The 19441-nt window shown below is 40.4% G+C and carries 22 protein-coding genes; 15 read left to right on the top strand and 7 right to left on the bottom strand.

The features are described 5' to 3' along the window. Positions 1–45 precede the first annotated feature (45 nt). Positions 46–918, bottom strand: coding sequence for an NAD(P)-dependent oxidoreductase (locus tag E0409_RS11490; RefSeq protein ID WP_131291009.1), 873 nt, complete (start codon positions 916–918; stop codon positions 46–48). 10 nt (positions 919–928) lie between these two features. Next, positions 929–2020: an alpha/beta fold hydrolase gene (locus tag E0409_RS11485; RefSeq protein ID WP_131291063.1), complete on the bottom strand. Its 1092-nt coding sequence runs from the start codon at positions 2018–2020 to the stop codon at positions 929–931. Positions 2021–2157: 137 nt separating this feature from the next. On the opposite strand from E0409_RS11485, the gene E0409_RS11480 reads away from it, so the two are divergent. From E0409_RS11480 to trpB, 9 genes are all read left to right on the top strand, one after another. Further along, complete coding sequence (locus tag E0409_RS11480; RefSeq protein WP_131291007.1) at positions 2158–3345, top strand: O-succinylhomoserine sulfhydrylase; 1188 nt, start codon at positions 2158–2160, stop codon at positions 3343–3345. A gap of 45 nt (positions 3346–3390) precedes the next feature. Beyond that, complete coding sequence (locus E0409_RS11475) at positions 3391–3720, top strand: YbaB/EbfC family nucleoid-associated protein (protein WP_131291005.1); 330 nt, start codon at positions 3391–3393, stop codon at positions 3718–3720. A gap of 12 nt (positions 3721–3732) precedes the next feature. Continuing rightward, complete coding sequence (gene recR / locus E0409_RS11470) at positions 3733–4329, top strand: recombination mediator RecR (RefSeq protein ID WP_131291003.1); 597 nt, start codon at positions 3733–3735, stop codon at positions 4327–4329. 224 nt (positions 4330–4553) lie between these two features. Further along, the gene (locus E0409_RS11465; protein ID WP_131291001.1) at positions 4554–5696 is read left to right on the top strand and encodes a ribonuclease D; all 1143 of its coding nucleotides are present in this window, start codon (positions 4554–4556) and stop codon (positions 5694–5696) included. A 128-nt stretch (positions 5697–5824) separates the two neighbouring features. Then, positions 5825–6133 (top strand): YcgL domain-containing protein, encoded by a 309-nt coding sequence (locus tag E0409_RS11460; protein WP_131291061.1) that lies wholly within the window; start codon positions 5825–5827, stop codon positions 6131–6133. A 21-nt stretch (positions 6134–6154) separates the two neighbouring features. Then, the gene (locus E0409_RS11455) at positions 6155–6538 is read left to right on the top strand and encodes a hypothetical protein (RefSeq protein WP_131290999.1); all 384 of its coding nucleotides are present in this window, start codon (positions 6155–6157) and stop codon (positions 6536–6538) included. Between the two features lie 21 nt (positions 6539–6559). Continuing rightward, positions 6560–7411 carry an AAA family ATPase gene (locus E0409_RS11450; protein WP_086193380.1) on the top strand — a complete coding sequence of 284 codons (852 nt, stop codon included), beginning with the start codon at positions 6560–6562 and terminating at the stop codon, positions 7409–7411. A gap of 17 nt (positions 7412–7428) precedes the next feature. Continuing rightward, positions 7429–8616: a vWA domain-containing protein gene (locus E0409_RS11445; RefSeq protein ID WP_131290997.1), complete on the top strand. Its 1188-nt coding sequence runs from the start codon at positions 7429–7431 to the stop codon at positions 8614–8616. A gap of 45 nt (positions 8617–8661) precedes the next feature. Then, positions 8662–9870 carry a tryptophan synthase subunit beta gene (gene trpB, locus E0409_RS11440; protein ID WP_131290995.1) on the top strand — a complete coding sequence of 403 codons (1209 nt, stop codon included), beginning with the start codon at positions 8662–8664 and terminating at the stop codon, positions 9868–9870. Between the two features lie 94 nt (positions 9871–9964). Here trpB and E0409_RS11435 read toward each other — a convergent pair whose 3' ends face one another. The 3 genes from E0409_RS11435 to E0409_RS11425 form a co-directional block, all read right to left on the bottom strand. After that, a complete protein-coding gene (locus E0409_RS11435; protein WP_131290993.1) occupies positions 9965–10396 on the bottom strand; it encodes a CBS domain-containing protein in 432 nt (143 codons plus the stop codon). A 132-nt stretch (positions 10397–10528) separates the two neighbouring features. Beyond that, on the bottom strand, positions 10529–10903 hold the full coding sequence (locus tag E0409_RS11430) for a DUF2750 domain-containing protein (RefSeq protein WP_131290991.1): 375 nt from the start codon (positions 10901–10903) through the stop codon (positions 10529–10531). Positions 10904–11041: 138 nt separating this feature from the next. Continuing rightward, positions 11042–11275 carry an SEL1-like repeat protein gene (locus tag E0409_RS11425; RefSeq protein ID WP_067724773.1) on the bottom strand — a complete coding sequence of 78 codons (234 nt, stop codon included), beginning with the start codon at positions 11273–11275 and terminating at the stop codon, positions 11042–11044. 224 nt (positions 11276–11499) lie between these two features. On the opposite strand from E0409_RS11425, the gene E0409_RS11420 reads away from it, so the two are divergent. Continuing rightward, positions 11500–11859 carry a hypothetical protein gene (locus tag E0409_RS11420; protein ID WP_131290989.1) on the top strand — a complete coding sequence of 120 codons (360 nt, stop codon included), beginning with the start codon at positions 11500–11502 and terminating at the stop codon, positions 11857–11859. Between the two features lie 106 nt (positions 11860–11965). Then, a complete protein-coding gene (locus E0409_RS11415; protein ID WP_131290987.1) occupies positions 11966–12286 on the top strand; it encodes a hypothetical protein in 321 nt (106 codons plus the stop codon). Here the strand turns inward: E0409_RS11415 and E0409_RS11410 are convergent. Further along, a complete protein-coding gene (locus tag E0409_RS11410) occupies positions 12213–13796 on the bottom strand; it encodes an insulinase family protein (protein ID WP_131290985.1) in 1584 nt (527 codons plus the stop codon). The genes E0409_RS11415 and E0409_RS11410 overlap by 74 nt on opposite strands. An 11-nt stretch (positions 13797–13807) precedes the next feature. Further along, positions 13808–15139, bottom strand: coding sequence for a M16 family metallopeptidase (locus E0409_RS11405; protein WP_252151808.1), 1332 nt, complete (start codon positions 15137–15139; stop codon positions 13808–13810). A 232-nt stretch (positions 15140–15371) separates the two neighbouring features. Between E0409_RS11405 and ftsY the strand changes: the two genes are divergently transcribed. From ftsY to E0409_RS11385, 4 genes are all read left to right on the top strand, one after another. Then, positions 15372–16475, top strand: a complete 1104-nt coding sequence (gene ftsY / locus E0409_RS11400; RefSeq protein ID WP_131290981.1) for a signal recognition particle-docking protein FtsY — start codon at positions 15372–15374, stop codon at positions 16473–16475. Between the two features lie 174 nt (positions 16476–16649). Further along, positions 16650–17336, top strand: a complete 687-nt coding sequence (locus E0409_RS11395; protein ID WP_131290979.1) for a nitroreductase family protein — start codon at positions 16650–16652, stop codon at positions 17334–17336. Between the two features lie 195 nt (positions 17337–17531). Further along, a complete protein-coding gene (locus tag E0409_RS11390) occupies positions 17532–18125 on the top strand; it encodes a nitroreductase family protein (RefSeq protein WP_131290977.1) in 594 nt (197 codons plus the stop codon). 212 nt (positions 18126–18337) lie between these two features. Next, positions 18338–18988, top strand: coding sequence for a DUF2057 family protein (locus E0409_RS11385; RefSeq protein ID WP_131290975.1), 651 nt, complete (start codon positions 18338–18340; stop codon positions 18986–18988). Positions 18989–19441: the final 453 nt, after the last annotated feature.

Here is a 19441-nt window from a genome sequence, read left to right as displayed (position 1 = left end):
TAATCACAATATGAGGTTTCGTTATCATTATTCAATGGCGAGTTATTACTCAAGTGTAATTTTACTCCATGATTCGTACATTTTTACAGCGCTAGAAAAGTCACTGTCTTTTTCTGCTAAATCACTGGAAGCTTGAATTAAACTTTGGGTAAGGGCAATGACTGGCGCAGAAAGTTTAGCTTCACGAACCAAGTCTAAAGCAATACCAGTATCTTTGGCTAATAATGGTAGGGCAAAGGTCAGGGGGAAACTACGGTTTAAAATGCGCTGCGGTAAAATTGTTTCGGTTACGCCGCTTTTTCCACTGGAGGCATTAATACAATCTAAGGCTTCGTTCAGGTTTACGCCATGTGCTTTGAGTGCGGTAAAACCTTCTGCCACTGAACAAAGGTTTACAGCCAATAACATATTGTTTACTGCTTTTACTGCAAATCCTGAACCCGGGCCACCGACATGTTTAATCAGTTTACCGAAGGCTTGAATTGCGGGCAGGGCTTTTTCAAAAGCTGTAGTTTCTCCACCAATCATCACAGTCAATGTCGCATTTTCAGCGCCAATGGTTTGACCACTGACCGGAGCATCAAGGAAATCTACATTTTGTAATTTGAGTTGCGTTGCCAGATTTTTTGCCGATTCAGGAACACCACTGGTGCAATCGACCCATACCGCACCAGATTTAATTTTAACAGTGGCAATGAGGTCTTCCACTTCTTTACTGGTCGGCAGGCAAGAAAAAATGATATCTGCTTGAACCGCCTGTTCCATTTCGACTGCCTGAGTGCCAAATTCAGTTGCATGCTGTTTGGCTTTTTCGAAATTGCGGTTCCATACATAGACCGTGTCGAAATGTTGAGGCAAATGGGCTGCCATGCGGTAACCCATTGCGCCCAAGCCGATAAATGCAACTGACTGAATCATGATGTTTCCTTTATATTTTGCTTGATCTGTGTTTTAGCCAGGTGGTCATAAATGGCCAGAACTCATTGGCACTGGATTGGCTCGACATCAGCCCTAAATGACCACCGGGGATAAGAGTAAACGTGACATCTTGACTATTTGTCAATTCAATTAAAGGTTTAACCGCTTCTACAGAGACGATCTGATCGCTGCGACCCGCACCCACCAATACAGAGCACTGAATATTCTTTAATTCGATATTGTTATCTTGTAATTGGATAACGCCATTTTTGAGCGGATTTTGTAGCCAGACATTAAAAATCATGTCCTGATTGATACCGCCAGGATAATCAATCATGCGATTCAGGAAGTGTCCCATTGTGGCATGTTCGTATAAAGTTTGCGTGTTATCCAGATTAAGCAGGAGCTGTTTCTGACTTTGAATCCATCCTATAGGGTCTATAATTTTAAACCCGAATGAATTTAATACTCCCGGAGTATGGATCAGGGATTTAGGTAAAGTTTCAGAATAGATTTTGTTTTTCAGAGCTTTATTTTTGGCAATCAGCTGATTGACCTTTTGAAAAATTTTACCGGTACGACCTGAAGCATGGCTGTCTACCGGACTGCCCAATACAATTAAATTCTTAACGTAGTTCGGTTTATGCAGTGCGCAATACAGCATGACAAATACACCGGCCATACTCCAGCCATGCAGTGAAATTTCATCGCTATTTGAATGCTGACGAATTTGGGTGATGCAATGGGGAATGGCATCATCAATGAATGACATGAAATTCAGGAAGCGATCTTTATAGTTGTATTGACCCCATTCGACTAAATAGACATCAAAACCACTATTCTGAAAATGCTTCACCAACGAACGGTAAGGGTAAAGATCGTAAATGGCCATGTTGATTGCAAGCGGTGCAACAAAGACCAGTGGTTCTTTGTATTGTTTATCCGGTGAGGCGTAATAACGCACACGGGTTTGTTTGTACTCTGCAATGATTTCATAGGGCGTAGTTTGCGATAAAACCAGCGATTTTGAATTAAACAAACGGGTCGACAGGTTCTTAAGTTTGTTTTTGTGCTTGGCAATTTTATTTTTAACTTGAATCATTGCTGCGGGTACTAACATAGAGTGGATTGGTCGAAGTGTAGGCGATATTTGTGCATTATACCTTGACCTGAAATGCCATAGGCGCTCAAAATATTGGCAATTATTAGCAACGGCAGTCCAAGGACTGGGTAGGAAAGATGAGCCAACAAGACGACATTGAATACCAATTAGATACTTTAGCCATTCGTACAGGTCATACACGTAGTTTTGAAGGCGAGCATGGCGAGCCAATTTTCCTGACATCTTCATTTGTATATGAAAATGCAGCAGAAGCAGCTGCTAAATTTTCGGGTCAAGAACCGGGAAATATTTATTCCCGTTTCACCAATCCGACTGTAGCGATGTTCGAAAAGCGTTTGGCTGCCCTGGAAGGTGCTGAACGTGCTGTGGCGACCAGTTCTGGTATGGCAGCAATTATGGCTGTTGCAATGTCATATTTGAAAATGGGTGATCATGTTATCTGTTCACGTGCTGTGTTTGGTTCGACTGTATCTTTGTTTGAAAAATACGTGGCTAAATTTGGCGTAAGCGTTGATTTTGTTGATTTGACAGATTTGCAAGCATGGAAAAATGCCATCAAGCCTGAAACCAAACTCTTGTTTGTAGAATCTCCATCCAACCCGCTTGCTGAAGTTGCTGATGTTCAAGCCTTGGCTGATCTTGCACATGCCCATGGGGCCTTGCTTGCAATTGATAACAGCTTCTGTACACCAGTATTGCAACAACCGATTAAATTTGGCGCAGACTTGGTTGTTTATTCCGCGACTAAATATCTCGATGGTCAAGGTCGTGCTTTAGGCGGCGCCGTGGTGGGTAATCATAAACTGCTTGAAGAAGTTTTTGGTTATGTACGTACCACCGGTCCATCAATGAGTCCATTTAATGCTTGGGTATTCTTGAAAGGTCTGGAAACTTTGCGTTTACGTATGCGTGAACATTCAGCAAATGCACAGAAACTGGCTGAATTCCTGAATGCTCATCCAAAAGTTGAAAAAGTCTATTATGCTGGTTTGCCTTCACATGTCGGTCATGAGCTTGCAGCGAAACAACAAACTGGTTTTGGCGGTATTGTTTCGTTTGAAGTGAAAGGTGGTCGTGAAGGGGCTTGGAAAGTCATCGACCATACCCAATTTATTTCTATCACCGGTAATTTAGGTGATGTGAAATCGACAATTACTCACCCGGCGACGACAACTCACGGTAAACTCTCAGCGGAAGCGAAAGAAGCTGCAGGTATTCGTGAAGGTTTAATTCGTGTATCTGTTGGTTTAGAAGATATTGATGATATTATTCGCGACATTAGTCGTGGTTTAGATTTAATCTAATTTTTTATAGACATTGATTTAGAAATTGATTGTTCGGAGAATTTTATGAACATTAATATGTTGATGCAGCAAGCGCAGCGCATGCAAAAAGATGTTGAAAACAACATGAAAAAGGCCAAAGAAGAGCTTGCTCAAACAGAAGTTCATGCTGAAGCAGGCGGCGGTTTGGTGAAAGTGACCATGACTTGTCGTAACGTGGTAAAACGGATCGAAATCAATCCTGAACTTCTTCAAGAAGATGCCGACATGATTGAAGACTTGATCGCGGCTGCCATGAATGATGCTGCACGTCAGGCTGAAGCGGTTTCTGAAGAACGAATGAAAGCAGCTAACTCTGGTATGGGCTTGCCACCAGGCCTTGCCGGTTTATTCTAAGGAATACGTTTAGTGTTTAGTGATCGATTTGATCAACTGGTACAAGCTTTACGTATTTTGCCAAGTGTTGGGCCGAAATCGGCTCAACGCATGGCATTACACCTGATCATGAAAAATAGGGAAGGTGCAGTCGGCTTGGCACATGCCTTAAATGAAGCGACCACTTATATTCATGAATGTAGCGTTTGTCATTCACTGACTGAAAATGAAGTCTGTGATATCTGCCTTTCGCATGAACGTGACGATCAGCTGTTATGCGTGGTGGAATCGCCGGCAGATGTGATGGCGATTGAACAAAGTGGCAGTTTTCGTGGCAAATACCATGTATTGGGTGGGCATTTGTCCCCACTGGATGGGATTGGGCCAGAAGAAATTGGCATTCCATATTTGATTCAACGCTTGAGTCAAGGTGGTGTTTCTGAAGTGATACTGGCAACCAATGCCACTGTGGAAGGTCAAGCGACAGCACATTATCTGGTAGAAGCCACCAAGCATTTACCTCTGAAAATGACCCGTATCGCTCAAGGTGTTCCTCAAGGGGGAGAGCTTGAATATGTGGATAGTCATACTTTAAGTCAGGCAGTTCATAATCGCATGCGTATGAAATAAGTGCCATGGTACTTATTTCATCACTTTTGATGGGTTTAAATTTGAATTTTATTTGTTTAAATTAAGTTTAAACTTATACAAAAAATATATAAAAGCTCATTATGTTTTGATTTAAATACTAAAAATAGAGTGAATATGCGTACTAGATGTAAAATTTGTTATATCTAAATGTTATATATCGGTTAATATGCTTTTCAAGAGAATCTGATTTTAGACTCGGTAATATGTTTCAGTTCATTCAGCAACAAAAAGACTTAGATAATATTTTGCATTTGATGGGTCAGACATCCATTTATGGATTAGACACAGAATTCATCAAAGTGGATACCCTGTGGCCTAAATTGGGTGTATTTCAGATCAATGTTGCAGGTCAGGTCTTTTTGCTCGATGGGACAAGTTTGGATTTGTCTGCATTTTGGGAAAAATTATTTCAAGCACATCAGAATGTTTTCCACGCCTGTAGTGAAGATATTGATCTCATCTATCACTATGCCCAGCAAAAAAGTCTAAGCAATGTTTTTGATACTCAGGTCGGCATGTCCTTTTTAGGCCATGGGCTACAGATGAGCTATCAAAATGCGTTAAAGCACATGCTAGATGTCGATATTGACAAAGGTCAAACGCGATCTGACTGGTTGGCACGTCCGCTTAGCCCTGAACAGCTGAGTTATGCTGCGAATGATGTGCTTTATTTGATGAATTTATCCAATAAAATTCAGCATGAGTTAACTGAAAAATATTTGCTCGATTTTGCACTCGAAGATTGTCGTCATCTGACCCATGAAATTGGTCAAGAAACGCCATTAGATTTGCTCTACCAAGATATTGGTAATTATCGTCATTCACGCCGTCAACTGATGCAGTTACAACAACTGGCTGTGTGGCGTGAACAGATGGTTAAAGCGCTGAATTATCCACGCAGCTTTATTCTGAAAAGTTCAACCATGATTGATTTGGTGGAAAAAAATCCCCGTAATCCTTTTCAGTTATCCAGCATTAAAGATATTCGTCAAAATATCGTGCGCGATCATGGGAAGACCATTTTAGATTTATTGAAATTCTTGCCTGAGCAGGCGGAATGGCCACTGCGTATGGCACGTCCAATTCGGCATTCATCTAAAGATATTGGTGAAAAAGTCGATAAAGTCATTCAGGCGGTAGTAGAAGAAACCACAGTGCCGAAAGAAGTGCTGATGCGTAAAAAATGGCTCAATGCACTGTATCAACATGTGGTATTTCATAATGATGAGCAGGATTTACCGGCTTATCTTTTAGGTTGGCGCTATGAGCTGTTAACCAAGCCGCTTATTGATGTTTTGCATGCTGACGAGCAATATCTGTCGACCCAAATGAAGGTGATGGAATAATTTTTAAACAGATTGATTAAAGAATTATCGTTTATACAAAATCAAGACTGATGCGTTAATAATCACTAATGTATCCGTCTTTTTTTTGCTGTATGCTTGAGCTAAGTTTTATGAGTACTGTTTCAACTATGCATTGTTCAATTTTCAAATCCAGCAAAAAAGATGAAATGTATCTTTACATTGCCCGTCCTGAGCCAACTGAAAACGAAGCTGAAGCAGCGAGTCCACTGGAAGTTTTGCCAGAACCGATGCGTGTTGCATTCGGTCGTGCAACTTTTGTCATGGATTTAGAGCTATCTGAAAGCCGTAAATTGGCACGGGTAAATGTGTTGCATGTGATTGACTCAATTCAGACTAAAGGCTTCTTTATTCAAGTGCCACCAGAAGGTTTAATCAATCCTAATCAAGCTGCCCCAGAAGGGTTGCGCGGTGCCTAAAGTCGATTCAGGAGTTGCACGATGAATAGTTTTCTTTCACTACTAGATTCAATTCCTGAAGACAGCATCGCTGTCACGGTTTATGTATTAGGCAGCATTATTATTCTTTGGGCGTGGTATGCGATTGCAAAACGCTTGCCTAAACCTTTGGGCGGAATCACGTGGATCATTGGATTTGCGATTTTACTGACGCCTACGGTGTCTGAAGGAAATAATGCGTCCATCGCCCCAGCAATTTTTGGGTTGTTATTTGGCGTTTTAACCAAGGAAACTGCTTTGGTCTGGTCAAATGCCTCTCTCATTCTATTTGTTGTGGGACTTGGTTTAGTGGTTGGCTATTTATGGTCAAGATACACAGCCAACAAAGCAAAATTTGTAGTCAACAAAAATAGTTCACCGCTTTAAGTAAAACAATAAGGTTAAATCATGTCTGTGGATACTCAACAATTTTCTGGTACAGATCAGTACATTGCGACTGATAGTTTAAAACTTGCCGTTAAAGCTGCACGTGCATTGCAAAAACCACTTTTGGTTAAAGGTGAGCCGGGTACAGGTAAAACTTTACTTGCAGAACAAGTTGCTGAAAGTTTAGGGCTTGAACTGATTACTTGGCATATCAAGTCAACCACCAAAGCACAGCAAGGTTTGTATGAATACGATGCTGTATCGCGCTTGCGTGATAGCCAACTGGGCGATGATCGTGTTTATGACATTAAAAACTACATCAAACCTGGAAAATTGTGGGAAGCATTCACCCGTGAACAACGCTGTGTATTGTTGATTGATGAAATTGACAAGGCAGACATTGAGTTTCCAAACGACTTATTGCATGAACTCGACAAAATGTCGTTTTTTGTTTATGAAACCGGGGAAACCATCACCGCGACGCATCGTCCGATCGTGATTATCACTTCGAATAATGAAAAAGAATTGCCGGATGCGTTCCTGCGCCGTTGTTTCTTTCATTATATTGAATTCCCTGATGAAGCGACCATGCGCGAGATTATCGATGTGCATTTTCCGCAGGTTTCATCAGCTTTGGTGAATGAAGCCTTGCAAGTTTTCTTTAAACTTCGTCAAATTCCGGGTTTAAAGAAACCACCATCAACGTCTGAACTGATTGACTGGTTAAGCTTATTGATGGCAGATGATATGCCTGAAGATATATTGCGTAATCATGACAAATCGAAAGCCATTCCACCGCTGTATGGTGCGCTGATTAAAAACGAGCAAGATGTCCAGTTGCTTGAACGTTTAGCCTTTATGTCGCGTCGTTAATAAGGAGACATCGCCCCATGTTTGTGCGATTGTTTTATACCTTAAGAAAATATGGCGTACCGGTTTCAACACGTGAACTAATTGATCTGAATGAAGCGGTTGCTTCAAGCCTGGTTTTTGCCGATCAGGACGAGTTCTATCAACTTGCAAAAACCGTCATGGTCAAAGATGAGCGTTTCTTTGACAAGTTTGACCGTGCCATGAAAGATTACTTTGATGGCATCTCAACTTTTGATCTGGATGATTTGCTCAATCAAGTGCATAAATTGCCGAAAGACTGGTTTGATCTTGAGTTGATCGAAAAACATCTGACACCAGAACAGCGCGAAGAACTTAAAAAAGCCGGTTCACTTGAAGAGTTGATGAAGATGCTGGAAGAGCGTCTGCGTGAACAGCACAAGAAGCATCAGGGCGGCAACAAGATGATCGGTACCGGTGGCACATCACCATTCGGTGCTTATGGGGATCATCCTGAAGGTGTACGCATTGGCGGGCCGGGTCGTAAACGTTCTGCCGTTAAAGTCTGGGAACAGCGTAAATACCAAAATCTCGACGATGAGCAGATTTTAGGTACCCGGCAAATGCAAATGGCGTTACGCCGTTTGCGTAAGTTTGCCCGTCAAGGTGCTGCTGAAGAGCTGGATATTAACGGTACGATTCGTGAAACAGCGAAGCAGGGCATTTTAGATGTTCAGTTGGTGCCGGAACGTCGCAACCGTATTAAAGTGCTGATGTTGTTCGATGTGGGTGGGTCAATGGATTCACACATTGCCCAATGTGAAAAGCTCTTCAGTGCTGCCAAAACAGAATTTAAAACTTTAGAGTATTTTTATTTCCATAATTGTCTGTACGATTATGTGTGGAAGGACAATATTCGTCGTTCTAACACGCGTATGAACACATGGGATTTATTCAATACCTATGGTCGAGACTATCGGGTAATTGTCGTAGGTGATGCCAGTATGGCACCTTATGAACTCAACTCGGTAGGCGGTTCGGTTGAATATATGAATGATGAAGCGGGCAATGTCTGGTTGCAGCGTTTACGTCAGCATTTTGAAAAAACCGCATGGCTGAATCCTGAAGAAGACCGTTATTGGCATTACACCCATACCATTGGTCAAATTAAGCAGATTTTTGAAGATCATATGTATCCAATGACCTTGAAAGGTGTGGAAGATATGACAAAATATTTAGCTCGCTAAGTGTATTAAATTCAAAGCGTTGGTTTTAAATGAAGGAATTGGAAAATGACTCATCAAATTAATGGTATCCCATTACCCAATGAAGAAGGTTTCTTTGGACAATACGGTGGTCAATTTATTCCACCTCATTTAAAAGAAGCCATGGACGAAATTAATGTGGCATACGAGAAAATTCGCCATACTGCAGAATTCCAAAATGAATTGGCAGATTTGTTCGCCAATTATGTCGGTCGTCCAAGTCCACTGTTTCATGCCAAACGTTTGTCAGATCAATTGGGTGGAGCACAAATCTACCTGAAACGTGAAGATTTAAACCACACCGGTGCACATAAAATTAACCACTGTTTAGGTGAAGCTTTGCTTGCCAAATACATGGGTAAGAAGAAAGTGATTGCTGAAACCGGTGCAGGTCAGCATGGTGTGGCTTTGGCTACAGCCTGTGCTTTGGTTGGTATTCCATGTGAAATTCACATGGGGCAAGTCGATATTGAAAAAGAACATCCAAATGTCGTGAAAATGAAAATTTTGGGTGCTACTTTGATTTCTGTCACACGTGGCACAGCGACCTTAAAAGATGCTGTGGACAGTGCGTTTGAAGAATATTTAAAAGATCCAAAAAACTTTATTTATGCGATTGGTTCGGTGGTCGGTCCACATCCATTCCCGAAAATGGTGCGTGATTTCCAGTCTATTATTGGCGATGAAATTAAAGTTCAGACCCATGATCGTTTCGGTTCGAATCCAGACTATATCGTAGCCTGTGTGGGTGGTGGTTCCAATGCCATGGGTGCTTTCACTGCATTTTTAAATGAACCAGATGTAAAACTTGTAGGGGTTGAGCCTGCAGGACATGGTCTGGATACCACTATGCACTCCGCAACCTTGACCTTGGGTAAACCGAGTCAATTGCATGGTATGGCGTGCTATGTGCTTGAAGATGAGCAAGGCGAGCCATTGCCGGTACATTCAATTGCTTCTGGTCTGGATTATCCGGGTGTGGGTCCACAGCACAGTTTCTTGAAAGACTTGGGTCGTGTGGAATACTCAACAGCAACCGATCAGGAATGCCTGGATGCCTTTATGACATTGTCACGTGTAGAAGGTATTGTTCCTGCGCTAGAAAGTTCACATGCCGTAGCATGGGCGATACGTGAAGCACCCAAAATGGCCAAAGATGTAAAAATCGTGGTGAACTTATCCGGTCGTGGTGATAAAGACTCTGATTATGTTGCGGAAAAATTGGGCTTGAACTAGAAAATATGTCCATTTTTAAAGCTAACTGTTAAGTTCTAGCCGGAAAATAAAAAAACCTCTCGTTTCGAGAGGTTTTTTTATTGAGTTTAAAAGGTTAACTGGCAATATATTGTTGGAGTTGATCAATCAATTTGCGCTGATCCTCCATGACGGCTTTGACCAAGTCACCAATTGAAATCAAGCCAATAAGTTTATCATTTTCAACAACAGGAAGATGACGTAAATGGCGATCTGTCATGAGACCTAAGCAATCTTCAACACTGGTTGATTTGGTAACTGTTAATACTTTTGCGGTCATAATTTCACTGACCGTAGTTTCTTTAGACCTACGTTCCATCAGCGTGACTTTACGCATGTAATCACGTTCAGACAGAATACCGATTACTTTCTCTTGCTCAGTCACTACCAGTGCACCAATGCCTTTATCTGCCATAAGTGAAATTGCTTCAAGTACAGTTGCTTCTGGACTAATGGTAAAAATGGTTTGTTCAATTTTGTCCTGAATAACTTGTGCTACATTGGTCATTTATTATCGTCCTTTGGTGTTTATTCTTTGATATTAAACTTAGCGCGAAATCAGAAAAATGCAAACACTTTTCAATTCAGAAACTTAATTTTACATTTCTCTGTATTTCGCTTGAACCGTTTGCACAACTGCCTAAGCAGGTTGCAAAGATTCAGAGAAAAAGAAATGACGCATTTGTTGAGTGGTCAATTTAAATTTTCGACTTGAAGAATTACATAAAGCAGGCGTTACTTTTAAACGCGTTAATGTCGGCAGTAAGGATTCTTGAAAATCCTTAGGGGTGATTTTACGGGGAGTGTAATCTGGCCAATGTAGCTTGGCATAGTTGTGTGCTTGAATACTATTGAGCCAAAAGGGAAAAATGAAGTCCTCCTGGTCAGACATCATTGCCCAGCCTTGTTGATGATATAAACCCCAGAGTACACCGCAGTACATCATTGACTTTAAAAGGGTGATTTTAAAGAACAAGTCTTTAGGAATAAGGTGTAAAGATTTAATTTGATTCATACCAAAAGCATCTAGTGACTTCGGGGGCTATTGTAGGAAATTCAGATGAAAGTTCAGTGTAAGCTTTGAGAAACAATGTAAGAAAATATGTATTTAAAAACAATAGGCATTAAAAAACGCCACCTTAGTGACGTTTTGTTAAGCTTGCATTGTGGCTAAATTCTGCCAGTATTGTGCTTTTAGCGAATCTCGTTCTACACGAAAACCTTGATAATAAAGTTCTGCTAAAAATAGTGCTGCTTTACCATGCCCAGCACGAGCGACTTCTTCCAATTTTTGAACCGCATCTGCAAAATTCATTTGTGATTGAATGGTGTTTACTGCATCTGCATATGCATGTTCTAAGTCTTGATGAGAGAGTTGTTGAATCATATTAAACTCCTTATTGTAATTATGATTGCTAGTGTAAGACTTTTAAGTTCGTCTTGATACTAATTTAACTTGGTATTATTAAATTAATATTACATTAAACCTAAATTGTCAAACAATATATGTGGATAATTCTTGTTAATTCAAGTTTACATGATTAAACAATGCACAAAATGATTTTTTATTAATATGGATGTACGGAAACTGTTAAGTATAAGGAGAATAACATGACAAAAACATTAGATGGTTTGAATTTTGATTTGCCTCCAACAGAAGCTCAAATTATTGAGCTTGCTCATCAACATCGCAAAAATTTAGACGAAGCAATTTTTCATCAGGAAATTCATCTGGGTAATTTTTGTCTGGCTCAGCGCAAAAGAGTTTATGATTTTACCCGTCAGCTGGATCCACAACAACGTGAAGAGTTTTATGATGTTTATAATGGCGAGTTAAAGCGTGTCGCGGATGATGATGAACTACATCCAGTTGATTCGGAAAGAGGTGTCGGGGTTTTTGCCATTGCACTTGTTTTGGGGATTATTGCGTTGGTACTTTACTTTGCAGTGATCAGAAACGTTATAGGATAAGCAATGGATGATTGCTCAATTTCTGCCACAAGTGCTTTGAAATTGAGCAAATCTGCTTGTACTTATTTTTACCGCACCATACACTACCTTGAGTTCGAGGTAGGTTATGCATATTGCTATAGAAAAAATTGTTCAATTAAAATCTGAAATAAAACTTGAAAATGTTTATAACGTGCTCATTGTTACGATTATCGCCATTATATTAATCCTTGCTTTCATTGCCCTGCATCGACCAATTTCAGTTACACAATTTGAAAATATTGTGAAACTTTCATCCCAAGCCAATTATCCCGATACCCAAGAAATGGCCTTGCACCTGATGCAGCAGCATCAGGTTCCTTACGGTCAATATTTTAAATTGATGCAGGCGCATCAGTTGGAAATGACCCGGGCACATCAATTACCTCCTTTGCAGGCGGAGCAATAATCGTTTTAGGTATTTTTTCTATTGAAGGCGAAGGAAGTGTCGGTTCATGTGGAAGCAGATTTTGCTTGAGGGTTGCTTGTAAAGCCTGTTTATCTAATTTGTCATTGACCACAATCAGGGTTAAGCGTTCAGGATGCAGATGTTTCCGGATTGCATTTTGTACATCTTGCGCAGTCATTTTCTCTAATAGTTGTGGGTATTGATTCAAATAATCAGCCGCTTGGTTGTAAAACCCCATTGAACCTAACTGGGCATTAATATTGGCATTGCTACTATAATTATTTGGAAAAGCCCGTAACATCCCAGCTTTGGTTTCTTTCAGCTGTTTTTGATCAATCGGTTGCTGTACAAAATTGACTAGAGCCTGATGAGCAACTTGAATACTGTCGAGTAGTTGGTCTTGTCGGGTTGAGTAACTAAAACTAAAAGTGCCGGGAACCTGGCTAAATGAAAAAGAACTATAAGCCCCATAAGTATAACCTCGTTTAACCCGCAGCTCTTTCATCAATACAGAGTTAAAGCCACTACCACCAAACATCTGATTGGCAACTTCTAAAGCTAAACGATCTGGATCAAATCGTGTGGTGCCTAAATGTCCCATCATCACATGCGCTTGGCTAGAATTAAAGGTCAGGTGGCGAATATCAAAAGCCGATTTGTCGAGTGGTTGCGCCAGTGGTTTGGCTTTTTCCCCCTGTTTTAAATTGCCAGCAATGCGTTCAGAAAGTTGTAGTGCTTGTTTTGCATTGAGTTGACCGGTAATGGCGATATTCAGATTTTGTGCCACCAGAAATTGATCACTAAATTGTTTCAGCTGTACTGGGGTAATTTTACTAATGCTGCGTTGTGTTCCGGTAATGGGTTCTGCATAGGGATGCTTTCCATATAAGGCACGATAAAACTGAACATTCATCATCCGGCTTGGGCTTTCCTGAATTTGCTTCTGACCTACCTGAGTATTGCTTAAGACCAAATCAATACTCGATTTTTTGAAAGTTGAATGATTTAAAACTTCCATCATCATGCCTAAAGCCGGTTCAAGTTTTTTAGGGTCAGATAGCACCCTTAATTTTACAACGAACATGTCCCGATAAGCTTGCACACTAAATTTGGCACCCACGCGTTCAAAAGCACTGGCAATTTCGTTGGCGGTATATTTTTCTGTACCCTCATCGATCAGCTTTGCTGCCATATTGGCAATACCATACAAACCTGGAGCGATCTCTTCATCCCGTGCTGCACCTGCATTAAAGGTCAGTTGAATATCGACCATGGGAAGATCTGGTGATTCTACAAACAGGGTGCGGACTTTATAGCGATTTTTCAGCTCATGAACATAAGGGGCATGCAATTGAAGCTGTTTATTATTGATTTTTAAACTTTGTAAAAGAGGAATCGAGATTAAATGGGTCGGATTGTCATCGTTAATGCTATTTAAATCTACTTCGGCAATTGCAGATTGAGCCGCAACAATAGAACTGAGTAAAATAATAGGGCGTAGCTTCAACATGTAAAATTCCGTTATTGTGCTTTATTTTCGGGAGAAAGATATAAAGTGCTGAGATTGTCACGGCTAAAATAAATATTTGCCACGCGTTGAATATCTTGGGGAGTGACCGTTTCAAAATGCTTTGGCAGTTCATCCATCAAGCGAAAACTTAAGCCGTTGATTTCTAAGTTGCCGATCATTTTGGCTTGTCCGGCAAAATCATCTTGGCTATAGACTAAATTGGAAACGAATTTAGCCGTCACGCGTTCAACCTCTTCGGGTTTAATCAGTTCGGTTTTTAATAAATCAATTTCACTTTGAATGGCTTTTTCAGCATCTAGTAAACTCACGCCATCCGTAGGTAATGTGGAAATGCTCAATAAGCTGTCTCCACGACTATAGGGATCATAAGAAACACTGATTGCAGTCAAAATTTTCTGGTCACGGACGAGTCGGTCTTGCAGTCGTGAAGAAATACCACTATCCAACAAACTTTTAATAATCGTCAGTGCATAAGCATCTTTGGGGTTTTTAGCCGTGACCAGTGAAGGTACATTCCATGCCATATATAAATTGGGTACTTGCACAGGCAGGTTGAGTTCCATGTGACGGTAACCAATGCGGTCAAACTCCAATACGTCATTTCTGGGCGGTGTTTTTCTGGCGGGGATGTCACCAAAATATTTTTGTACTTGCAGCAAGGCATTTTCAGAATCAACATCGCCGACAATAATCAAGATGGCATTATTCGGGGTATACCAGTCGCGATACCATTTTTTTACATCTTCAAGCTGGATGTTTTGAAGATTTTTCATGTGCCCAATGACGGGTTGTCGATAATGACTGGTGGGGTAAGCAATCCATTTGAATCGTTCAAAAGCCAATGACCTCGGATTGTCATCGGTGCGCAAGCGCCGTTCTTCCATCACCACTTTAATTTCTGGATCGAAATCTTGCTGCCGCAACAGTAAATTACTCATGCGATCCGATTCAAGCTCTAAAGCCATGGTGAAATAAGTTTTAGGATAGAGCTGGTAATAATTGGTGTAATTGGTAAAGGTTGAAGCGTTGATACTGCCGCCATAAATACGACTTAAACGGGTAAACTCATCATTGGGAACTTTATTGGTGCCTTTGAACATCATGTGTTCAAGCACATGGGAAATCCCCAGTAAATTTCCCGATTCATCACTACTTCCCACGCCATACCAGATTTGAGTCATGACCATGGGAGAGCGATGGTCTTCGCGAATAATCACTTTTAAGCCATTTTTAAGCGTGGTTTCAAAAGTGGTGCGCGATAATTCACTCCGTGTCTCGGCATGAAGCCATCCACTTTGCATTGAGAGTAAGGCAAAGCCCATGAGTAAAATGTGTTTCTTAAAAAAAGACCGCTTTGGAAAAAGTGAGACGTAAATTTTGAGCACAATATTTACCAAAGTGATTAATTGTATTTATGATTATTTTTAAGAAATTCCTGTTTGAAAGCAAGGTGGAGTTGTTCGTTTTTGGTGTGTTGTACGTCTACTGGGGATTGCAACGGAAATCTATGCTAGAATCCTTGTTTTTCAACGCAATGCTTTTCAAGGATTCGGCATGCAACAGCAATCTAATGGGCAAAATAAATTTTTGATTGATGCTGATATCGGGGATGACGATGTCACTTTACCGAATTTACCTGCGGTAAATGTACCTATTGTTGAAACTCCAAAACAAGAAGACACCATTGTTTCTGCGCCTGTAGCCACAGAAACTGAGCAAGATGATGCATCTAAAGGTGGCTTTTTTAGCCGCATGAAAGTGGGTTTGACCAAAACCCGTAAAAACCTTGCTGATGGCATGGTGAATATTCTGATCGGTGGTAAAGAAATCGATGATGAATTATTGGAGGAAGTTGAAGAGCAATTACTGGTTGCAGATATCGGTGTAGATGCAACGAAAACCATTATTGCTAATTTAACCGAACGTACCACACGTGGTGATTTGATCTATTCACATTCATTATATAAAGCTTTGCAAGAAGAACTGGTGGCGATTCTGGCTCCACGTGTCAAGCCTTTACACATTGACCCAAATAAAGCGCCATTTGTTATTTTGGTGGTGGGTGTCAATGGTGTGGGCAAAACCACAACCATTGGCAAACTGGCAAAACGCTTACAAGGTGAAGGCAAGAAAGTCATGCTGGCAGCAGGCGATACATTCCGTGCCGCAGCAACAGAACAGCTTCAAATTTGGGGTGAACGTAATAATATTGCAGTGGTTGCACAAGGTCACGGTGCAGATAGTGCATCGGTGATTTTTGATGCCTTTGAAAGTGCGCGTGCCAAAGGTGTTGATGTTCTTATTGCCGATACTGCGGGACGTTTACATAATAAAAGTCACTTGATGCAAGAGCTCACCAAAGTTAAACGCGTGATGCAAAAAATTGACGCAACAGCACCGCATGAAATCATGTTGGTGGTGGATGCCGGTACAGGTCAAAATGCGATTAATCAAGTCGAAATGTTTGATGAGGCGGTTGGCCTAACCGGACTTACGATTACAAAACTTGATGGTACGGCTAAGGGTGGTGTGCTGTTTAATATTGCCAGTCGTACTCATGTACCGATTCGTTTTATTGGTGTGGGTGAAAAAATCGACGATTTACGTCCGTTTTCGGCAAAATCGTTTGTTGCAGCATTATTTGAAACAGAAAAGTAAAATGCCTGATGTTTCACACAAACTCCGCCAAGTGCGGAGTTTGTTGTTTTTAAGCTAATTGACTGATTTAAAAAACAACATCTAAAAATAATTTATTCAAAGAAGTCCTCTGGAAACGATTAGAATCAACAGATATTAAAAGCTTGGGCATTCGTATTATTGGGGAGTACTGCTGTGGCATTGTTAGAAAAAATTGGTCATGTCCTGAAGTCAGATATCACCAAAGATTTTAAGCTTAAAAAAAGAGCTGCAGAAGAAATACACGAATTAACTTTTGTTGATCATTTGAAAAAACGTCGTAGCATCTATGTGCTTGGGAAGAAGGTTCATTATAGTCAAGCCTATTTGGCAGAACTCATTCAGGAAGCAGTACGAAGTTGTCCATCTGCCTTAAATTCTCAAAGTTCACGAATTGTGGTGCTATTTGGTGAGTCTCATGAAAAATTTTGGGACATTGTCAAAGAAGTACAACGAAAATTGGTTGCTGTGCATGTTTTTGCAGGCACAGAGATGAAGATAGAGCAGTGTGCCGCAGGTTTTGGTACGGTTCTTTTTTATGAGGATCAGCAAACCGTTCAGCGATTACAAAAGAAAATCCCTTTTAATGCGGGTGATTTTCCGGTTTGGTCAGAACAGACTTCAGGCATGGCACAATATGCAGTGTGGACGGCTTTAGCTGATTCGGGGATCGGCGCTTGCCTGCAACACTATAACCCGAGTATAGATTCAGTAGTTGCCGACTATTTTAATATAGACGCATCGTGGTTGCTTCGAGCGCAGCTGGTTTTTGGTTCAATTGAGCAAGACGCTGAGCTTAAATATGATCCACAAGATGGCGATCGATTTAGAATATTGGTCTAATCGATGCTATGAACAAATAAAGCACCTGTCGTAGGTGCTTTTTCTGTTTTAAATAAGCATGCAATTCAAAAAGCACTTCATCAAATTGTTCTATAAATAAAACACAATGTCACTTTTTTAGTCATGTACTCATTATAGAATTAACATAAGATAAGTTCATTCTAATAATGTTTAACAAAAAAAGGGGGTTATCCCATGTCATTTCTAGATCAGATGAAACAACGCCGTACCATTTACTCAATTAGTAAAAATGTTCCACTGGCACAAGAGAAAATCGAAGAAATCATCAAAGAAGCGGTTCGTAACAGCCCCTCTGCTTTTAATTCACAAACTTCACGTATTGTTACTCTATATGGTGAATCACATACCAAATTCTGGAATATCGTACGTGAAACACTACGTAAAATGGTGCCACAGGATGCCTTTGAAAAGACCGATGCAAAAATTAACAGTTTTGCAGCAGGTTATGGCACCGTTTTATTTTTCGAAGATCAAGATGTGGTCAAATCGTTGCAAGAGCAGTTTTCATTATATGCAGATCATTTCCCAGCATGGTCAGAGCATTCAAGCGGTATTGCGCAGTTTGCCGTGTGGACAGCATTGGCGGAACACCATATAGGGGCTTCATTGCAGCACTATCATCCTGTAATTGATGAGGAAGTTACCAAGACTTTTGACATTCCTAAAAACTGGAAATTACGTGCTCAGTTGGTGTTCGGTGCAATTGAAGCACCTGCCGGAGAAAAAACCTTTATGGATGATAAACTACGCTTTAAGACATTTAACTAAGCATTTCTTTACTTAAAGGCAAAAAAGAGCGTTATTGAACGCTCTTTTTTATACCTTAAAAAATCTTAAAAGTTTATATCTATGAAGTTGAAAAGCTTATCTCAATAAAGTCTTGAAGATGCTGATGTATTGAAAATGGCTTTGTCATAAAATCGTCATTTATACGTTGCATAGTGCAACTGAATTTTAACAATGAAAGAAGAGAAAGCAGAATGGCTTTAAGATTAACTTTTGCAGCAGCTGCATTAATGATCAGTGGTGCTGCATTTTCGGCGGTCACAATTACAGCACCTGAAGAAATCAAAATTGTTGCGGTAAATGATCAGGAAGTTAATACAGGATTATTCCGCTCAGCGAATAATCAATATAAAGTCGATGCAGGTGAAAGTAGTATTAGTGTGCGTTACACCCAATATTTTGAACACATGAATGGTGAACACGACATTGTGAAGTCTGGTGTGGTGACCTTAAAAACGCCATTGCTAAAAGACGGTGAAAATTACCGATTAGATTTAGTAAATGCGCCAGCAAGTTTTGAAGCTGCAAAAAAATATGCTAAACAACCTATCGTTGCTTTGGTTGATAAAAATAAACAACTACTGGTTCAACAAACCGGTGCAAACACAGAACAAAAACCTTGGTTGGGGCAAGGCATTTTTGCAAAAGCCACAGATTTAACCCAAAAGAAATCTACACCAGTTAATCAACCTGCTGCTATTTATGCACAAACAACCAGCTTAAATTCTGGCGCAACTGTTAATTCTACTCATTCCGCAGATCAGCAACTGATTCAGCTTTGGCAAAAGTCGAATAAAGCAGAACGTCAAAAATTTATGAGCTGGCTGGCTGAACAAGCGAACTAATTCATAAGGTAACTCATTTAAAGAAAAACCCGCCTGAGCGGGTTTTTCTTTTTATAGGTGCGGTTATGACATGGAAATTGGTTTTTTATAGATAAGAAAGGGTAGAAACAGACTTAAAAAGTGAGAAAATAGCATTTTGGTTTAAAAAATAAACAGTCAGTTCTATTTTAACGTTATTTTGATAAATAGGGGTTGCGCCCATTTAGAAACTGTATAGAATACGCTGCATCCCGACGAGATAGACGGAAACGAACAAAGCGCGAAGCGCTGAGTTGTTCAGTTTATCGTGTTGAGTGACTTGTCTCTGACGAAGAGCAAGAAGATCATTAAGAGATTATGAAGAACAACTTGTGTGGATTTTTACTGGTTGATCGATCGAAATTATTTTCATTGATTGATGGTAGAAATTACTCGAAGTTTATTTGAGAAATATTTGTCAGAAAATTGATGAGC

Origin of the sequence: Acinetobacter sp. ANC 4862, assembly GCF_004336635.1 — a bacterium.
Lineage (GTDB): Bacteria > Pseudomonadota > Gammaproteobacteria > Pseudomonadales > Moraxellaceae > Acinetobacter.
This window is presented reverse-complemented; position numbering and strand designations above follow the sequence as displayed.